This window comes from Thalassospira profundimaris, assembly GCF_003326755.1.
GTDB classification, from domain to species: domain Bacteria; phylum Pseudomonadota; class Alphaproteobacteria; order Rhodospirillales; family Thalassospiraceae; genus Thalassospira; species Thalassospira profundimaris_B.
In genome coordinates this window covers 210,219-227,438 of the sequence record NZ_JPWH01000005.1, presented here as the reverse complement: position 1 = coordinate 227,438, position 17,220 = coordinate 210,219, and the positions used below count along the sequence as shown (strand labels likewise).

Annotated in this window: 16 protein-coding genes and 1 tRNA gene; 8 read left to right on the top strand and 9 right to left on the bottom strand. The window is 55.4% G+C overall.

The features are described from left to right. Window position 1 precedes the first annotated feature (1 nt). From TH25_RS08390 to TH25_RS25695, 5 genes are all read left to right on the top strand, one after another. A complete protein-coding gene (locus TH25_RS08390; RefSeq protein ID WP_258549081.1) occupies window positions 2-1,426 on the top strand; it encodes a ribonuclease E/G in 1,425 nt (474 codons plus the stop codon). Window positions 1,427-1,429: 3 nt separating this feature from the next. Then, the gene (locus TH25_RS08385; protein ID WP_114087972.1) at window positions 1,430-1,648 is read left to right on the top strand and encodes a DNA gyrase inhibitor YacG; all 219 of its coding nucleotides are present in this window, start codon (window positions 1,430-1,432) and stop codon (window positions 1,646-1,648) included. 104 nt (window positions 1,649-1,752) lie between these two features. Next, window positions 1,753-1,828: transfer RNA gene (locus TH25_RS08380), tRNA-Phe, on the top strand. A gap of 474 nt (window positions 1,829-2,302) precedes the next feature. Next, window positions 2,303-3,859, top strand: a complete 1,557-nt coding sequence (locus TH25_RS08375) for a CYTH and CHAD domain-containing protein (RefSeq protein WP_114087971.1) — start codon at window positions 2,303-2,305, stop codon at window positions 3,857-3,859. Between the two features lie 547 nt (window positions 3,860-4,406). Beyond that, window positions 4,407-4,742: a hypothetical protein gene (locus TH25_RS25695; RefSeq protein ID WP_404969419.1), complete on the top strand. Its 336-nt coding sequence runs from the start codon at window positions 4,407-4,409 to the stop codon at window positions 4,740-4,742. A 7-nt stretch (window positions 4,743-4,749) separates the two neighbouring features. Here the strand turns inward: TH25_RS25695 and TH25_RS08370 are convergent, their stop codons facing one another. Then, the gene (locus TH25_RS08370; RefSeq protein WP_114087970.1) at window positions 4,750-6,252 is read right to left on the bottom strand and encodes a cryptochrome/photolyase family protein; all 1,503 of its coding nucleotides are present in this window, start codon (window positions 6,250-6,252) and stop codon (window positions 4,750-4,752) included. Between the two features lie 116 nt (window positions 6,253-6,368). Continuing rightward, window positions 6,369-7,937: a MocR-like pyridoxine biosynthesis transcription factor PdxR gene (gene pdxR / locus TH25_RS08365; RefSeq protein ID WP_114087969.1), complete on the bottom strand. Its 1,569-nt coding sequence runs from the start codon at window positions 7,935-7,937 to the stop codon at window positions 6,369-6,371. 114 nt (window positions 7,938-8,051) lie between these two features. Here pdxR and TH25_RS08360 point away from each other — a divergent pair, with 114 nt between their 5' ends. After that, on the top strand, window positions 8,052-8,696 hold the full coding sequence (locus tag TH25_RS08360; protein ID WP_114087968.1) for a pyridoxamine 5'-phosphate oxidase family protein: 645 nt from the start codon (window positions 8,052-8,054) through the stop codon (window positions 8,694-8,696). Between the two features lie 135 nt (window positions 8,697-8,831). Here TH25_RS08360 and TH25_RS08355 read toward each other — a convergent pair whose 3' ends face one another. Continuing rightward, a complete protein-coding gene (locus TH25_RS08355; protein WP_114087967.1) occupies window positions 8,832-9,740 on the bottom strand; it encodes a pseudouridine-5'-phosphate glycosidase in 909 nt (302 codons plus the stop codon). A 285-nt stretch (window positions 9,741-10,025) separates the two neighbouring features. On the opposite strand from TH25_RS08355, the gene TH25_RS08350 reads away from it, so the two are divergent. Then, window positions 10,026-10,439 (top strand): ASCH domain-containing protein, encoded by a 414-nt coding sequence (locus TH25_RS08350; RefSeq protein ID WP_114087966.1) that lies wholly within the window; start codon window positions 10,026-10,028, stop codon window positions 10,437-10,439. A gap of 85 nt (window positions 10,440-10,524) precedes the next feature. Here the strand turns inward: TH25_RS08350 and ilvC are convergent, their stop codons facing one another. The 6 genes from ilvC to TH25_RS08320 all read right to left on the bottom strand — a co-directional run bounded on the left by ilvC (window position 10,525) and on the right by TH25_RS08320 (window position 16,121). Beyond that, the gene (ilvC, locus tag TH25_RS08345; protein ID WP_114087965.1) at window positions 10,525-11,544 is read right to left on the bottom strand and encodes a ketol-acid reductoisomerase; all 1,020 of its coding nucleotides are present in this window, start codon (window positions 11,542-11,544) and stop codon (window positions 10,525-10,527) included. A gap of 115 nt (window positions 11,545-11,659) precedes the next feature. Continuing rightward, window positions 11,660-12,169 carry an acetolactate synthase small subunit gene (gene ilvN, locus TH25_RS08340; protein ID WP_114087964.1) on the bottom strand — a complete coding sequence of 170 codons (510 nt, stop codon included), beginning with the start codon at window positions 12,167-12,169 and terminating at the stop codon, window positions 11,660-11,662. Between the two features lie 114 nt (window positions 12,170-12,283). Further along, window positions 12,284-14,047: an acetolactate synthase 3 large subunit gene (locus TH25_RS08335; protein WP_114087963.1), complete on the bottom strand. Its 1,764-nt coding sequence runs from the start codon at window positions 14,045-14,047 to the stop codon at window positions 12,284-12,286. A 152-nt stretch (window positions 14,048-14,199) separates the two neighbouring features. Further along, the gene (miaA, locus tag TH25_RS08330) at window positions 14,200-15,210 is read right to left on the bottom strand and encodes a tRNA (adenosine(37)-N6)-dimethylallyltransferase MiaA (RefSeq protein ID WP_114087962.1); all 1,011 of its coding nucleotides are present in this window, start codon (window positions 15,208-15,210) and stop codon (window positions 14,200-14,202) included. A gap of 207 nt (window positions 15,211-15,417) precedes the next feature. Then, window positions 15,418-15,867: a type II toxin-antitoxin system VapC family toxin gene (locus TH25_RS08325; protein WP_114087961.1), complete on the bottom strand. Its 450-nt coding sequence runs from the start codon at window positions 15,865-15,867 to the stop codon at window positions 15,418-15,420. Further along, window positions 15,867-16,121 (bottom strand): type II toxin-antitoxin system Phd/YefM family antitoxin, encoded by a 255-nt coding sequence (locus TH25_RS08320; protein ID WP_114087960.1) that lies wholly within the window; start codon window positions 16,119-16,121, stop codon window positions 15,867-15,869. The genes TH25_RS08325 and TH25_RS08320 overlap by 1 nt, the downstream gene beginning before the upstream one ends. Window positions 16,122-16,310: 189 nt before the next feature. On the opposite strand from TH25_RS08320, the gene serB reads away from it, so the two are divergent. Then, window positions 16,311-17,207 (top strand): phosphoserine phosphatase SerB, encoded by an 897-nt coding sequence (serB, locus tag TH25_RS08315; RefSeq protein WP_114087959.1) that lies wholly within the window; start codon window positions 16,311-16,313, stop codon window positions 17,205-17,207. The last annotated feature ends 13 nt before the right edge of the window (window positions 17,208-17,220 follow it).

Here is a 17,220-nt window from a genome sequence, read left to right as displayed (position 1 = left end):
CATGCCGATGCCGGGCAATGTGGCGGATGACAGGCTTTTGCTGATTGATGCGGTGGCCGACGAACGCCGGGTTGCCCTGCTGGAAAATAACCGTATCAGCCGCATTTGGCTGGATCGCGGGGGGCCGCGCCGTTTTGATATTCATATCGGTCGCATATCGCGCGTCATGCCGGAAATGGGGGCGGCGATGGTGGTGCTGGCGGGCTGTGACGATGGCCTGTTGCCGCTGGACCGTATTGATGGCCCGGTCCATGAAGGGCAATGGGTGATTGTACAGATTTCGCGCCTTGGTTTTGAGGACAAGGGACCAAAACTGACCGGGCGTATTGCCATTGAGGGGCCGGGCATGATTATGCGCCCGACCGGCGGCATGATTGATATTCCCCGTAAAATTGCCGACCCGCAAACACGCGACCGCCTTGCCGCAACCCTGAAGGCGCTGGCGATAAAGGGCGAAAGCGTAACCCTGCGGACATCGGCGGCAAACTGGGACGAGGCTGCCCTGCATGGTGCCTTTTCCCGGCTTCGGGCGATTTGGGACAAGGCGGTTGGTGCCCAAAAAAATGCAACGCGTCCGGTTCGGGTTTTTCAGGCGCTTTCCGAGATTGATCAAGTGATCGAACATCACCTTATGGCAGGTGCCCCCTGCATTGTGGATGGGATGGCGGAATATATCCGCCTGCGCGGGATGTTGCGTGCGCATGGGGCCAGTGATGCCGCCCTCAGCGCACATAAGGGTGAAACCCTGCTGTTTGACAGCGACGGTGTTGAGGCGGCGCTGGAAGATGCGCTGGCAACGCGTATTGCCTTGCCCGGTGGTGGCTGGATTTCGATCGAGGCAACCACGGCCCTGTGCGCCATAGATGTGAATGCCGGTGGGGCGCAAACGGGGCAGAATGCTGCCCGTCGCAATCTGGATGTCAATTTGTCTGCTGCTGCCGAAATTGTGCATCAGGTGCGGTTGCGCAATTTGGGGGGGCTTGTGGTGATTGATCCGATCCGGATGCCGGGCCGGGCGGCACGTGATGCCTTTGATGCGGTGATAAAGCAGGGCTTTGCGGCCGAAACGGATGGGGCGGTACAGATTGGCGGTTTTACCCGTTTGGGCCTGTATGAATTCAGCCGCCAGCGCAGCGGGGCCGATTTGGCATCGCTGATGTTTGAGAGCGATTCGGCAGCTTCGCCAGGCCCCGGGCGCAAATTGTGCCGTGATACGGCGGCAAATAAGGTGTTGCGCTGCCTTGTCGCCGAAATGCGCCATCGGCCAATGGGTGGAGTGCGGTTGCGTCTGCATCCTGATATTTTGCAATGGAGCGCGGAACGGGAAAGTTTCCGTCGTATCCTTGGCGATATTTTTGGAGGGCTCCCGCCGTGCAATGCGGACCCGACACTGGCGCGCCATGAATATGTGATTGAAAGGGACTAGATAATGGTCGGTAAAATGACGGCATCGTCCAAGACGGCGAGCGGCAGCGGGGCAACGACATGCGCCATGTGCGACGCCCCTGTTGTGGAAAAATACAAGCCTTTCTGCTCCAAACGCTGTGCGGACCTGGATTTGGGCAAGTGGCTGAATGCCAGTTATGCCGTGCCTGCGACCGAGCCGCCAGAGTATCTTGAAGACCTTGAAGATGAAGACGAATTTTAAGTTCAAAAAAAATGTGAAAACAGGCTGGACAAGGGGGAAGCCAGCTTGTATAACCCCGCTCGTTCCGCAGGGAACACTTCCGGAAACGGAAACGCTTCAAGGATGCCCAGATAGCTCAGTTGGTAGAGCAGTGGACTGAAAATCCGCGTGTCGGTGGTTCGAATCCGCCTCTGGGCACCACTTGAACTTCAAAATGACCTGGCTTCGGCCGGGTTTTTTTGTGCCTGTTTCACAACAATCCCATATCTTTCAAAACAGACGCCTTTTTGATGTTGCGTGATTGTGGCTGACGGTGCGCTGCCGGTTGGGAATCCGCCTTCGGGGTGACGCCAGCGGAGTTGTAACGTGATGAAAATTCTCTCTTTATGGGGGAGGTGTCGCGCGAAATGGGCTGGATTCGTGATTATATGAACGTTCCGGGCAGTGTTTTCTCATTCAATTGAACATCGATTTTCCGACTTGCGGGCGATGGGGCAAAAATGCTTGCCACGGCAGTGTTTAGTTTGTTTTTTTACCACATTATTACAAATACATGACGTCGTTTTGAGCAACATCATTTCAAATTTCTGAAATATGTTTCACGATAGAACTGTCTACAGGTGACATTTTCCGGCACCTGCCAAAAGGGCAGAACAATATAGATAGGGAAACCGAATGACGGAGAAACAGATCGAGATCGAACTCAAGATGCGGATCGATCCGAAACATGTGAATCGTCTCAAGCAGGCTCCTGTTTTGCGCGAAGTGAAAGAAGGCCGCCGTCTCAATACCACGCAGCTTGTTTCCATCTATTACGATACGCCCAAACTGGCGCTGTCGCGCAAGGGGCTTGCGATTCGGGTACGCAAGAAAGGCAGCACCGGGTGGGAGCAAACCGTCAAGGCGTCCAACGGGTTGCGTGCAGCCTTGCCCGAACGCCAGGAATGGACGGTCGAGCTGGAAAATGGCGAACTTGATCTGTCAAAATTCACCGATGACGATGTGGTGGCCCTGCTCGACAAGCTGGCGAAAAACAAAAAGATCAATCGTATTTTTGAAACCGATCTTTCGCGCAGCAGCGTTGACCTTGGCTATCGCGATGCGGTGATGGAACTGGCAATTGACCAGGGTGTTGTGCGCGCCGGAGACCGCGAAACGCCGATTTCCGAGGTTGAGCTGGAATTAAAGGAAGGTCATCCGGCCACCTTGTTTGATCTTGCCCTGGAATTGCAGCGCACTGTGCCACTTTACCTGAGTTTGCGCTCAAAGGCCTCGCGCGGGCGGGCCCTGTATTTTAATGAACAGCCTACCTTTTACAAGGCGGTGCCGGTGGGGCTTCATGCCGGGATGAGTGCCGAAGAAGCCTTTCGTGCCGTACTTGCCCAAGGTTTGACGATGATTTTGGGCAATGAAGTGTGTGTTCGCCAGGATTTGCATCCGGAAGGCTGCCATCAGATGCGTATCGGCATGCGGCGTTTGCGGGTGGCGTTCAGCCTGTTTCGCCATAATCTTCCGGCAGGCGAGGCCGTGCTGATTCGCCGTTTGTTAAAAGCCTGCACCAAGGGCCTTGATGCCCTGCGTGACTGGGATGTGTTTTTGGATGAAACCCTGCCCGCCATTGAAATGCGTTTTCCCGATCATGATGAAAACGGCCCCAATGCCGAATTGCGCAAGGCAGCGGAGCAGCAGCGTGAACAGGCCCTGAAAACGGCACGGGCGATGCTGGAGTCTTCGGACTACCAGCAGCTTTGCCTGCTATTGGGGGCGTGGTCCAGCTATTCGCGCTGGGCATCGGGGGCAAGTGCGGCGCAAATGCGTGCCATGTCCGCCCCGATTGGCGAACTGGCCGAACCGCTGCTGGAAAAGGCGCGTAAACGCATGGGCAAGCGCGGCAGCAAGGTTACGGAACTCAGCATTGCCGGGCTGCATGCCTGGCGGCTGGATGTAAAACAGATGCGCTATGCCTGCGATTTCTTTTATGAAATTTACAGCGGCAAATCGGTGCGCAAGTTCCGTAATAATCTGGCCGAATTGCAGGATATTTTGGGCCAGCTTAACGATGCTGCCGTTGCCGAAAGCAGACTGGCGGTTTTGCAATCTACCCTCAGCAAGCAGGGCATGGCCGGGGTGGGGCGGATCGCGGGCTGGTATGGCGCGCGGGCCGATTATCGCCTGCAAGGCATTGCCAATGCCTGGAAGGCGTTCGACAAGCAAAAACCGTTTTGGCGCTAACACCCTTTCATTTTGAAAACCTGCCAAAACGGTGATCATTCGGGTGATTAAGACAGGCAAAAAAGGCTCATTTTTGCGAAAAACACCCGGTTTTTCGGATGAAAATATCGGTTTTTGACACGAAAAAATCCCGCAACATATTGAATATGCTGCGGGATTCAGGGTTCCTATTGTAGCAGGTTCGATTTTAGAGGGTAGCTACAACGGCTGCCAGGTGCTGATGCTGCACCTTTAAATTGTAGCAGGTTCGATTTTAGAGGGTAGCTACAACGGCTGCCAGGTGCTGATGCTGCACCTTTAAATTGTAGCAGGTTCGATTTTAGAGGGTAGCTACAACCGTCGTTTGTGTATTCACGAACAACCTGTTATTGTAGCAGGTTCGATTTTAGAGGGTAGCTACAACCGTCGTTTGTGTATTCACGAACAACCTGTTATTGTAGCAGGTTCGATTTTAGAGGGTAGCTACAACGGCTGCCAGGTGCTGATGCTGCACCTTTAAATTGTAGCAGGGTAGATTTTAGAGGGTAGCTACAACGAAACGCCAGGGATGGTGCCTGGCGCCCTAATTGTAGCAGGTTCGATTTTAGAGGGTAGCTACAACGAAACGCCAGGGATGGTGCCTGGCGCCCTAATTGTAGCAGGTTCGATTTTAGAGGGTAGCTACAACAAAATCGCCGAAGCCTTTATCAAGGCCAAGATTGTAGCAGGTTCGATTTTAGAGGGTAGCTACAACAAAATCGCCGAAGCCTTTATCAAGGCCAAGATTGTAGCAGGTTCGATTTTAGAGGGTAGCTACAACATTGGGGGCCTCAATGCAAAATACCGGTCGATTGTAGCAGGTTCGATTTTAGAGGGTAGCTACAACCTGTTCCGACAGTTGTAAAATCTGGCTATTGCTCCGTTTCGCTCTTTGCTTTCATCTGTTGATAGGCTTCCAGTGCGCGTTCGCGGCCACCCTTTAAATCGACAATCGGTTTTGGGTAGGTTTCGCCAAGGGTGATGCCCGCTCCCTTCAACACAAGGGCTGAGGCTTCCCACGGTTTATGGATGTGGGAATCGGGCAGGTTGTGCAGTTCGGGCACCCATTGGCGGACATAATCGCCTTTTTCGTCAAACTTTTCGCCCTGAAGCACCGGGTTGAAAATGCGGAAATAGGGGGCGGCATCTGCCCCGCAGCCGCCAATCCATTGCCAGGAAAACGGATCTGCTGCCGGGCAGGCATCCACCAGCGTATCGTCAAACCATTCAAGCCCGTGCTGCCAATGCAAAAGCAGATGTTTGACCAGCAAAGAGCCAACAATCATGCGCACCCGGTTGTGCATATAGCCGGTATGCCACAGTTCGCGCATTCCGGCATCGACGATGGGATAGCCGGTTTGGCCCTGCTGCCAGGCCTTCAGGGCCGTATCGTCCGTGCGCCAGGGGAAATGGTGAAACTGTTCTTGCAAGGGCTCGGTGCGCAGGTCATTGGCGTGAAATAAAATGTGATGGGCAAATTCGCGCCAGCCCAGTTCGGCAAGAAATTTGGCAGCCGTTTTTTGCAGTTTTGGCTCGGCCTCCGCCCGATGGCTGACGGCATGCCAGATCTCGCGCGGGCTGATTTCACCAAAGCGCAAATGCGGTGAAAGTTCCGACGTCACCCGCCGGTCGGGCCGGTCGCGCAGACTGGCATAATCCGCCAAATGGTCATCAATGAAATCGGCAAGCTGCTGACGGGCGGCATCCTCGCCCGGTGTAAAGCGTTCGGCAAAGCCCGTGGCCCAGTTAAATGGTTTTGGCGACAGGTCCAGATCGTTCAGAGAGACCGCCTGATCCGGGCTGACACCAGACAGGGGAATATCTTTTGGCGCCTTTTGCGGCGCCTCTGGCGCGGGCATTTTTAAACAGGCCCGCCAGAACGGAGAAAATACCTTAAATGATGTGCCCGCCCCGGTTTTGACCTGCCAGGGTTCAAATAACAGGTGGCTGTTAAAACTTTTGCATTCAAGGGTCAGCTCATCCCGGCAATGCTGTTTTAACGCCTTGTCGCGTGCCACCGATTGCGGGTCATAACAGCGGTTCCAGAATACCGCCCCAATGTCGTGATCGTCGCACAACCGGGCGAACACGGTTTTTGCATCGCCGCGAAACAGGCGCAGGCTGTTGCCCGGTTTATCGGTGGCACTGGTGCCGGTTTTATCGGTAATCGCCTTTTCAAGGGCCGTGAGGCTGTGTTGCAGCCACCAGCGGGTGGCACCGCCCAGTTGTTTTTCCGTGATGTCGTCAAGAATATAGATTGGCAGAACTGTGCCATGATTGTCCCGTGCCCAGGAAACGGCGCTTGCAAGGGCGGGGTTGTCTGTCAGGCGCAAATCATTGCGAAACCACATGATGGCAATAGGGGGACGGGGCATCCGGGCCTCTGGTTTGTCGGGTCTTTCAAAGGGATAAGATCAAATTGAGAAGAGCGCGCCTTTGTAACATGCCAGTGGGGGATTGGCGGCGCGCTCTGTCTCCGGCTCGGGGTACATTAAGTGTTACGGCGCAGAATTTGGATCAGATCAGCAAAACTTTTATCCAGTTGCGATTTTTCCCATCCGGCAAATCCCATGATCAATCCCTGCCGGGTGGTTTTGTTTTCCGCCATTTCATTGTCATGGAAATAGGTGGATAGAAAGCGGCAATCAATTTGCTTGTCCAACAGGGCAGATTGATACTGCACATCGCGCTGCCCGTTGATCAACCGGGTACAAATATGCAGCCCGCCATCATTGACCACAATATCCAGAAGGTCGCTGGCGTGAGTGCGGATCAGCGCCAAAAGGTGATTGCGCCGTTCGCCATATAGCAGGCGCATGCGCCGCACATGGCTGCCAAAATGCCCGTCGGCAAAAAAGGCGGCCAGGGCGGCCTGGGCCGTGGGGCCGGGTACACCATCGGCAAAGCCGCGCAAGCCGCGAAAAACCGGCACCAGATCATGTGGCAAAACCAGATAGCCCAGCCGGATACCGGGAAACAGCACCCGCGAAAACGTGCCGATATAAATGACCCGGTTTTCGCGATCCAACCCCTGAAGGGAGGAAAGAGGCGGGCCGTCATAGCGATATTCGCTGTCATAATCGTCTTCGATGATCCAGCCGTCATTGTCATGCGCCCATTGCAGCAGGGCCAGCCTGCGGGCCAGCGAAAGCGTGGTTCCCATCGGATAATTGCGCGACGGTGTTGTCACCACCATCCGCGGCGGGGCATCGTAAGAGGTTGTCAGGGCATTTACCTGAAGGCCCTCGGCATCCACCGGAATGGGTTGGATCACCGCGCCATTGGCGGCCAGCACGCCGCGTATGCCTTCATATCCCGGGTCTTCCAGGGCCACGACATCACCGGGGTCAATCAGGGCACGGCCGACAAGGTCCAGCGCTTGCTGGGCCCCGGAAACAATCATCACCTGATCGGCATGGCAATTCACCCCGCGCGATTGGCGCAACCAGCCCGCAATTTCAGTGCGCAAGTCGGCGAGGCCCATGCTGTCCTGCGGGGTGGCAATGGCAGGATGCGGCGCGCGCCAGGCACGGCGTAACAGGCGCGCCCAAATATCAAACGGAAAAGCCGACAGGTCCGGCATCGCCGGGTTAAAGGGCTGTGCGACGGGAAAAGACTGGTGAAAGCGCGTAAAAGCCAGGCTGCGCTGCGCACTTTTGCTGATCCGGCGCGGGCGGCATGCCGGGCTGTTTTGATCCGGGGATGGCGGCTTGGCGGATGGGCCGGGGGATTGGACTGCGGATTGGATAGGGGATTTTGCGGGGCTATTGCGATTATCTGCCTGAAAAAGCTGGTCGGGCAGGCTGGCGGCAACAAAACTTCCCGCACCGATCCGCCCTTCGAGATAGCCTTCTGACATCAGCAAATCAAAGGCATTGACGATGGTATTGCGCGACAGGCGCAATTGCCGGGCCAGATCGCGGGTGGCAGGCAGTTTTTCCCCCGGTTTTAAGCGCCCGTCCAGAATGGCCGCGCGAATGCCCAGATAAAGCCTGCGATAGGCGGGCAGGTGGGCGTCATTTGGCTGGCTTGCGAATATCCAGGAAAAAATCGTGCTCATACCCGGTGCTGCATTAAATTGGTTCCATCAAATTTAGTATATCGGTTCTTATGAAAAGTCCAATTCTGGTGATGATACGGGTATAACGTTAATGACCGACCCGGAGACACCGATATGAGTAACAGCACCTATGACATTTCCCCGCGGACAAAAATGGTGCGCGGGCACAAGCGCGCCAGCTATGACCGCGCAACGGTGCATCGCATTATCGATGAGGCGATCATTTGCCATGTCGGCACGGTGCTTGACGGGCGCCCGGTGATGATCCCGACGGCGCATTGGCGGGCGGGGGAACAGTTTTATATTCACGGGGCGACCAAAAACCGTGTGCTTGCGGCGATTGCCGATGGGGCGGAGGCCTGTATTTGTATCACCCATCTTGACGGGCTGGTGATGGCCCGGTCGGCCTTTCATCATTCTGCCAATTACCGGTCGGTGGTGATGTATGGCAAAGGCCGTGTACTGAATGACCCGGCGTTGAAAATGGAACAATCCGCGCTTTTTATCGAAAAGCTGGCAAAAGGCCGCTGGGATCAGATTCGCCAGCCCAACATACAGGAATTAAAGGCCACCCTGTTTCTTGAATTCGACATGGCAGAGGTTTCGGCCAAGATTCGGTCGGGTGATCCGGTGGATGATGAAGAAGATTACGCATTGCCGGTTTGGGCGGGTGTGTTGCCGTGCCGCACGGTTTGGGATGATCCTGTTGATGATCGTCGGCTTGATCGCAGCCTGTTGCCACATGCCACCCTGGCATAAGGCAGGCGATGGTGGCGTGGGGCGGCCTCTCAACCGGGTGGCTCCACGCCCTTTTTCAGGTTAAACAAAAATGCGGACCATGAAAGGCCCGCATTTTTGTGTTTATTGCCGTAATGAAAGGTGGCCTGATCGCGCTTATTTGGCGCGGGCCACGGCAATTTTGGCAGCCAGGCGGGCATTGTTGCGCACCAGGGCAATATTGGCTTCCAGGCTTTTGCCTTCGGTCAGTTCGGTTACACGTTTAAGCAGGAACGGTGTGACCTCGCGGCCCTGAATGTTTTGCTCTTTGGCTTCTATCAGGGCGGAGTCGATGAAATGTTCGATGGCCTCGCGCGGCAGGGCGGTTTCGGCAGGCGGCGGGTTGCCAATCACAACGCCCCCTTCCAGGCCGAAATCCCATTTTGCGGTCAGGAAATCGGCAATCTGTTCGGGGCTGTCCAGGCGCAAGGGGGCCTTTTGGCCGCTTTTGACGGTGTAAAATGCCGGGAAATCGTCGGTGTTATAGGCAATAACCGGCACACCCAGCGTTTCAAGATGTTCCAGCGTCATCGGAATATCCAAAATGGCCTTTGCCCCGGCGCACACCACGGCAACACTGGTTTGGCCCAGTTCGGTCAGATCGGCCGAAACATCATAATTGGCCGCAAGGTCGCGATGAACCCCGCCAATGCCGCCGGTGGCAAAAATGGAAATACCGGCCTTTTCAGCCAAAATCATGGTTGCCGAAACGGTGGTCGCCCCATCGCATTTTTTGGCAATGGCATAGGGAATATCGCGGCGCGACAGTTTTAAAATGCCACTGCCTTTGGCGAAATATTCCAGCTCTGCCGGGGCAAGCCCGACCTTGCAGCGCCCGCCAATGACGGCAATGGTGGCAGGCACCGCACCATTATCGCGAATATCCTGTTCGACAGCCTGTGCCGTCTCTAGATTTTGCGGGTAAGGCATACCGTGTGAAATGATGGTCGATTCCAGGGCCACCACGGGTGCACCACTGGCAAAGGCTTCGGCAACTTCTGGCGAAAGGTCTATGAATTCGGACATTCGTAAGCTCATATCTGAGTTAAAGTTTTAAAGGTCAGAATTAATTAAGTTGCCCGCCAGATACCAGTACTAATTCCGCAATGCCGCACTGCGACGGCTTTTGTCCGGAGGCATTTTTCTGCGGCATTCTTCTGCAACAAAAGGATTTCGTCGTTTGGTGAGGGCGTTTGGGGGCGTCTTGTCCTGCAAAGTTGTGTATATGTGTGATGTGCATAATATTGCGGGCATTGGTTCTATGAATATGTTCGATGCCTGTAACGAAAGCGATGACAAGGAATATTTGGGATGTCTGACGCATTGAAGGCCCTGAAACAACGGTATCCGGGCGCGGAAACCTTCAAGTTTGGTGATAGTGCGGCGCTGTGCGAGGAACTGGTTGCCCTGGTGCGATCGGGTAAAAAGGTGGCGACCTGCGGGGCCTTGCGGGATTACCAGGCGGGCGAGGCCATGCCGGAAATTGGCCGACAGGATATTGCCCTGAACTGGGACGATACACCCGCGCTTGTCATTGAAACGGCAGAGCTGGTTCAGTGCCGGTTTGACGAAATAACCGAAGCAATGGCCCTGGCCGAAGGCGAAGATGACAGCCTGGAGGAATGGCGGACCGGCCACAGTGCCTATTTCGAGCGTAATGGCGGCTTTTCCCCCGACATGCAAATTGTCTGGGAACGCTTTCGTTTGATCGAGGATCTGGGTTGACCGGGCCAAAGATTATTGTTGGGCAAAGAAAAACGACCGCCGGAAAAACCGACGGTCGTTTAAATATTCGGATCTTCAAAGAACCTTAGTTCTTTTCTTTGTCGACCAGCTTGTTGGCGGCAATCCACGGCATCATGGCGCGGAGTTTTTCACCAACTTCCTCGATCTGGTGTTCGGCGTTCAGGCGGCGGGTTGCCTTGAACATCGGCTGGCCGCAGTGCATTTCCTGAACGAAGTCACGCACGAATTTGCCTTCCTGAATGTCGGCCAGAACGCCTTTCATGCGTTCTTTGACAGACGGATCAATCACGCGCGGGCCGGTGACATAGTCGCCATATTCCGCAGTGTTCGAGATCGAATAACGCATGTTGGCCATGCCGCCTTCATACATCAGATCAACGATCAGCTTCACTTCGTGCAGGCACTCGAAATAGGCCATTTCCGGGGCATAGCCTGCTTCGGTCAGGGTTTCAAAGCCGTATTTGATCAGCTGGGTCAAACCACCGCACAGAACAGCCTGTTCGCCAAACAGGTCGGTTTCGCATTCTTCACGGAAGGTGGTTTCGATAACACCCGAACGACCGCCGCCAATGGCCGACGCATAGGACAGGGCCAGTTCAAGGGCATTGCCCGAGGCATTCTGTTCAACAGCGACCAGGCAGGGAACACCACCACCACGGACATATTCGGAACGCACGGTGTGGCCCGGGCCCTTCGGTGCGACCATCATCACGTCAAGGTCGGAACGCGGCTCGATCAGGCCGAAATGCACGTTCAGACCATGCGCAAACATCAGAGCGGCACCTTCCTTCAGGTTGGCACCGATTTCGTTGGCATAGATCGCAGCCTGGTGTTCGTCCGGCGTCAGGATCATGACAACGTCAGCCCAGGACGCGGCTTCGGCCGGGGTCATGGTTTTCAGACCGGCAGCTTCGGCTTTCTTGCGCGACGAAGAACCTTCACGCAGGCCAACAGCCACTTCGGCAACGCCGGAATCATGCAGGTTAAGGGCATGGGCATGGCCCTGGGAACCGTAACCGATAATAGCAACTTTTTTGGTCTTGATCAGGTTAACATCTGCATCGCGGTCGTAATAAACACGCATCTTTCGATACCTCTGGACGTTGGGCCACGCTTGTTTTGTGATTGGCGTGGTCGCTGGATTAAAAGGGTGAAATGTATTTGGCGTCCGCCCCGGCCCGTGCCGGGGCAGGGCAAATTCACATCATAATGGTGCCGCGCGAAATTGCGGCAACACCGGTACGGGAAATTTCCGAAAGGCCAAGCGGCTCCATCAATTTATTGAAGGCATCAATCTTTTCAGGGCTGCCGATGATTTCGAAAATAAAGGAAGTATTGGTCGCATCAACGGCGCGCGCCTTGAAAATATCGGCAATGCGCAGGGATTCGACACGTTTTTCACCGGTCGCAATGACCTTGACCAATGCCAGTTCGCGCTCAACGCTGGGGCCTGCCAGGGTCAAATCGCTGACCTTGTGAACCGGTACCAGACGGCCAAGCTGGGCCTTGATCTGTTCGATCACCATCGGTGTTCCCGAGGTGACAACCGTAATCCGCGACTGGCGCGAATTGGCGTCAACTTCGGCTACGGTCAGGCTTTCGATGTTATAGCCACGGCCGGAAAACAGGCCAATAACACGGGCGAGAACACCCGCTTCGTTGTCCACCAGAACAGAAATGGTGTGTTTGGAAATTTCGGTTTCTTTCACGGTCTTGCTCCGCTGCGGTCGGGGCGGGCGATGGGGTCATCGCGCCAGCCCCGCCTGTCATCATGAAAATATCGTATCGTCTGGTGCGCATATGCGCGTCAATAAAACGCCAGCTTAGACCAGCACCATCCCTTCGTCGGAATCGATGGCCTGGGCGTCACCTGTTTCATGGCCCAGCAACATTTCATTGTGCGGCTTGCCAGACGGAATCATCGGGAAGCAGTTTTCCTTGTCATCCACCGCCACATCCAGAATCACCGGCCCGTCAATATCGAGCATTTTCTGAAGCGCATCATCAAGATCATCAGGTTTGGTGCAGGTAAGACCGGTAAAGCCAAAGGCATCGGCCAGCTTGACGAAATCGGGCAGGGTTTCGCTATAGCTTTCGGAATAGCGCGACCCGTGCAAAAGCTGCTGCCACTGGCGCACCATGCCCATATAACGGTTATTCAGGATCACGGTTTTGACCGGCAGGCGATACTGGGTGAGTGTCGCGCATTCCTGGATATTCATCATGATCGAGGCATCACCGCTAAAGCAGATAACGGTGGCATCGGGATGGGCCACCTGAACGCCCATTGCGGCTGGCAGGCCATAGCCCATTGTGCCAAGGCCACCCGACGTCATCCATTCATTGGGATGTTCAAAGCCGAAATGCTGGGCAGCCCACATCTGATGCTGGCCGACATCGGTGGTGATGAAGGTTTTGCGATCACGCGTCAGCGCGTGCATGCGGCGAATAACATGCTGCGGTTTGATCACATCATTGGGCTGAATGTAGGACAGGCAACGTTTTTCACGCCAGCCTTCAATTTCACCCCACCAGGCATCCAGGGCAGCCTGATTGATGCTGTATTGTTTGGCCTTCCAGACCTTCATCATGTCTTCAATGACATGGCCAACATCGCCGACAATACCAACATCAACAGCAACGTTCTTGTTGATCGAGCTGGGGTCGATATCGATCTGGATTTTGGTGGAACCGGGCGAGAAGAAGTCGATATTCCCTGTCACACGGTCATCAAACCGGGCACCGATGGCAACCATCACGTCACAATCGTGCATCGCAAGGTTAGCTTCATAGGTGCCGTGCATGCCCAGCATGCCAAGATACTGTTTGTCCGACGCCGGATACGCCCCCAGGCCCATCAGGGTCAGGGTGATTGGCGCGCCGGTCAGGCGGGTAAATTCAGTCAGCAATTTGCAGGCCTGCGGGCCGGAATTGATGACGCCACCACCGCAATACAAAACCGGCTTTTTGGCCGAGGCCAGAATTTCAACCGCCTGTTCGATTTGCGAACGGTCGCCCTTGACCTGCGGGTTATAGGTGCGGTGCTGCACTTTGGCTGGTTCGATATAGGGGGCGGGGCTGACCAGAATATCCTTCGGCAGGTCAATCACCACCGGGCCGGGGCGGCCGGAGGTCGCAACATGAAAGGCCTCGTGCATGGTGCGCGCCAGGCGGTCGCTTTCCTTGACCAGATAATTGTGCTTGGTGCAGGGCCGCGTAATGCCGGTGGTGTCGGCCTCCTGAAAGGCGTCATTGCCAATCAGATGCGTGGGCACCTGCCCGGTCAGGCAGACAATGGGAATAGAATCGAGCAATGCGTCGGTCAGGCCGGTAACGGCATTTGTCGCACCGGGGCCGCTTGTGACCAGCACACAGCCAACCTTGCCGGTGGAGCGTGCATAACCTTCGGCGGCATGCACGGCAGCCTGTTCATGGCGCACTAGAACGTGACGAATGTGATTCTGTTTGAAAATCTCGTCATATAGCGGAAGCACAGCGCCGCCGGGATAGCCGAATACGACTTCCACACCCTGGTCTGCCAGGGCCTGCAACACTACTTCTGCACCATTCATAATACGTTCTGCCATGATTCTTCGAGCCTCTTACTTAGCGACAACAACGTGTCGCGTGATAACCGCGAGATTGCAACATGATCGATCTACCCTGTGATTGGGGTTGAAAAAGCCGCCGAAACGGCGGTTTTCCGCCATTTCATCGGCGGAAGGGCCAAACTATCGCCTCACTTTGGCGCGGTCAACAGAAATTGGTGAACAAGATTGCGCAATTTGCTTGTCAGAGTTTCCGAATATTGCGCGTCAATGGTTTCACGGTCCGGCATCTGGTGGCGAAACCACGTTAGCTGGCGTTTGGCATAGCGACGTGTTTCGCGCTGTGCCAGGGTTTTTGCTTCCTCAAGCGAAAGGGATCCGGCCAGGTAAGCGCCAAGTTCGCGCACACCAACGGCTTTCATTACCGGGGAGTCGGATGGCAGATTTTGCGCCAGCAGGGAACGCACTTCCTCAATTGCGCCCTGATCAATCATCAGGTCGAACCGGCGATTGCAGCGGTCGTATAAAATGTCGCGCGGCGGCATATAGCAGAATTTCAAAAACGCCATACCCTCGGGCGGGCGCAGCATCCCGGCCCCGTGCCAGTGGGCCAAACCGTGGCCGGTTGCGCGCAAAACCTCGGCAGCGCGAATCAGGCGCTGGCTGTTGGCCGGGTCCAGATTGGCGGCGGTGGCCGGGTCCTGTTCCCGAAGTTTGGCGAAAAATGCGGTATGGCCGAGGCTTTCCAGTTCGGCAGTTAGGGTGTCGCGCACGGATTTATCAATATCGGGAATCGGCGCAATGCCGTTGATCAGGGCATTGAGATACATGCCGGTACCACCGGTCACGATGGGAAGCTGGCCGTTTTGATGGCAGGCGGCAATTTCGGCCAGGGCCATTTCCCGCCACTTTCCGGCCGAACAGGCCTCCGCCCCCGACAGCACGCCATAAAGGCGGTGCGGGGCCTGTGCCGTTTCACTTTCGTCCGGCCGGGCGCTCAGCACGCGCAGCTCGCGATAAACCTGCATGCTGTCGGCGTTAATGATCACCCCGTCAAATTCCCGCGCAAGATCCAGCGCCAGTGCGGATTTGCCACTGGCTGTTGGTCCGGCGACGATGATGACGGGAAGAAAAGACCGGGCACCAGAACTTGCGCGCGTAGCTGCCAAAGGTGAAGAAGCAGGAATGTCTGTGGGTGTCATCAATGCAGTTCCGTTTTGCCGTTCAACCATGCGACATCGGAAAACATCGCATGTTAACGGCGGGTATAACAGGTGCCAGACTGTTATCCATAAACTGTTTGCATTGGAAATGTAAGAAAGGCCCGCCATCCGGGGACTGTCATGCTTGCGCGACAGCCAAAGCCGGTTAGTTGGGGTTTTAGTGTAACCGGGGCAGGGACATCCTGTTTAGTTGTCCGGGTTGCATGGCGCTTCTTCGGGCGCATCCCACGGGTTACACAGGGTAACACCGGTTTGTTTGAATTCGTCGGTATTGCGCGTTACCACGGTCAGGCCATGCACCAGGGCGGTGGCGGCAAGCAGGGTTGCCCCTTCGGAATGGCGGGTGCGGCTGTGAAACCGAGCAAAGGTGCGGGCGACCTTTTCATTGATCGGCAGCACCCGGCCATCGAAGGCGGGAATGACATTTTCGTCAAGCCACTGGCGCATCAATTCACCGCGTGCCTCATCCTGCCATTCCAGCTCCAGAATGGAAATTTCCAGTTCCAGAATCGTGATCGCGGACAGGAACGTTCCGGCAGTCGGAACGGATTGCGCCCATTTGACGACATTGTCGTTGGCTTTTTCGGTGCCAGCTTTTCTGAGTTCGACGATAACGTCGCTGTCTAGCAAATACATTATTTCAGATCCGTAATGTCGGACATGTTCTCGATACGTTGGGGAACAAGGTCAATATCGGCCGTTTCGGCCCTGGCCAGCAGATCGACGATCGATGGCGCAAGACCCAGAATTTTCTGATATTGCTCGATCGATAAAAGAACATGGGCGGGTTTTCCCCGGTCGGTAATAAATACCGGGCCTTTCAGACTGGCTTTTTTGGCCTTGCTGGTATCCTGGTTAAATTCGCGGGCGGTAAACGTACTGATTTCCATGACCGGCTTTCATTCTGCACAGCGGGCCGGGGTAAACCGGCCATGTTAAGAGTAAGTCTTATTGTATCAATGTTCCTACGCCGTTGATGTTCCGTTTTTGGCGAAACTTTTCTTGTCTTTGGGGGACGCAATCGGGATAAAGACAGCGATATTTCCCGCATATTCCTGCCAGCAAGGAGCCTTTGTGACATGGATCTGGTCCTGACCCTGATCGTGCCCCCCCAATCCGGTGCCCTGGATGATGAGATGATCGACAGTGCACGCGCCGCCCTGCGTGCCGGTGGCGCCAAAACAGCCGAAACCTGCTGGTTGGCCTCTGGCGAGGCATGTGATCTGATTTTTACCGGTATAACGCCCGAGCAGGCCGACAAGGCGCTGGAAAAGTGTGATGTGGCGGCTGATCTGGTGGTGCAACCGGTGCTGGGGCGCGCCAAAAAACTGCTGATCGCGGACATGGACAGCACGATTGTCACCGGCGAAACCCTGGATGAACTGGCTGATTTTGCCGGGGCCAAAGATCGGGTGGCCGCCATTACCGCGCGTGCGATGAATGGTGAACTCGATTTTGAAGCCGCCCTTGATGAACGGGTCAGTCTGCTGGCGGGTATGCCGGTTGCCATGCTTGATGAAGCCTGGAAGCGGGTGGAATATACCGGCGGGGCCCGCACACTTGTGGCAACCATGCGTGCCAATGGGGCCTATGCCGCTCTGGTTTCGGGCGGGTTTGACTTTTTTACCAATGCGGTGCGTCGGGAGCTGGGGTTTGATTTTGACCAGGCCAATGTCCTGTTGACCGATGATGGCAAAACCCTGACCGGCAAGGTGAAAAAACCGGTGCTGGACCGCCAGGCAAAGGTCGATGCTCTGCAAAAACTGTCGGCGCAAAACGGTATTACGCCTGCCGATGCCATTGCTGTTGGCGACGGGGCCAATGATTTGCAGATGATTTCACTGGCTGGCACCGGCGTTGCCTTTCATGCCAAACCATCAGTGCAGGCCCAGGCCCGCATTCGCATCAATCATGGGGATTTAACGGCGTTGCTTTATGTGCAGGGCTATACCCGTGACCAGTTTGTGGCCGTCTGAAACAGTTTGGCAT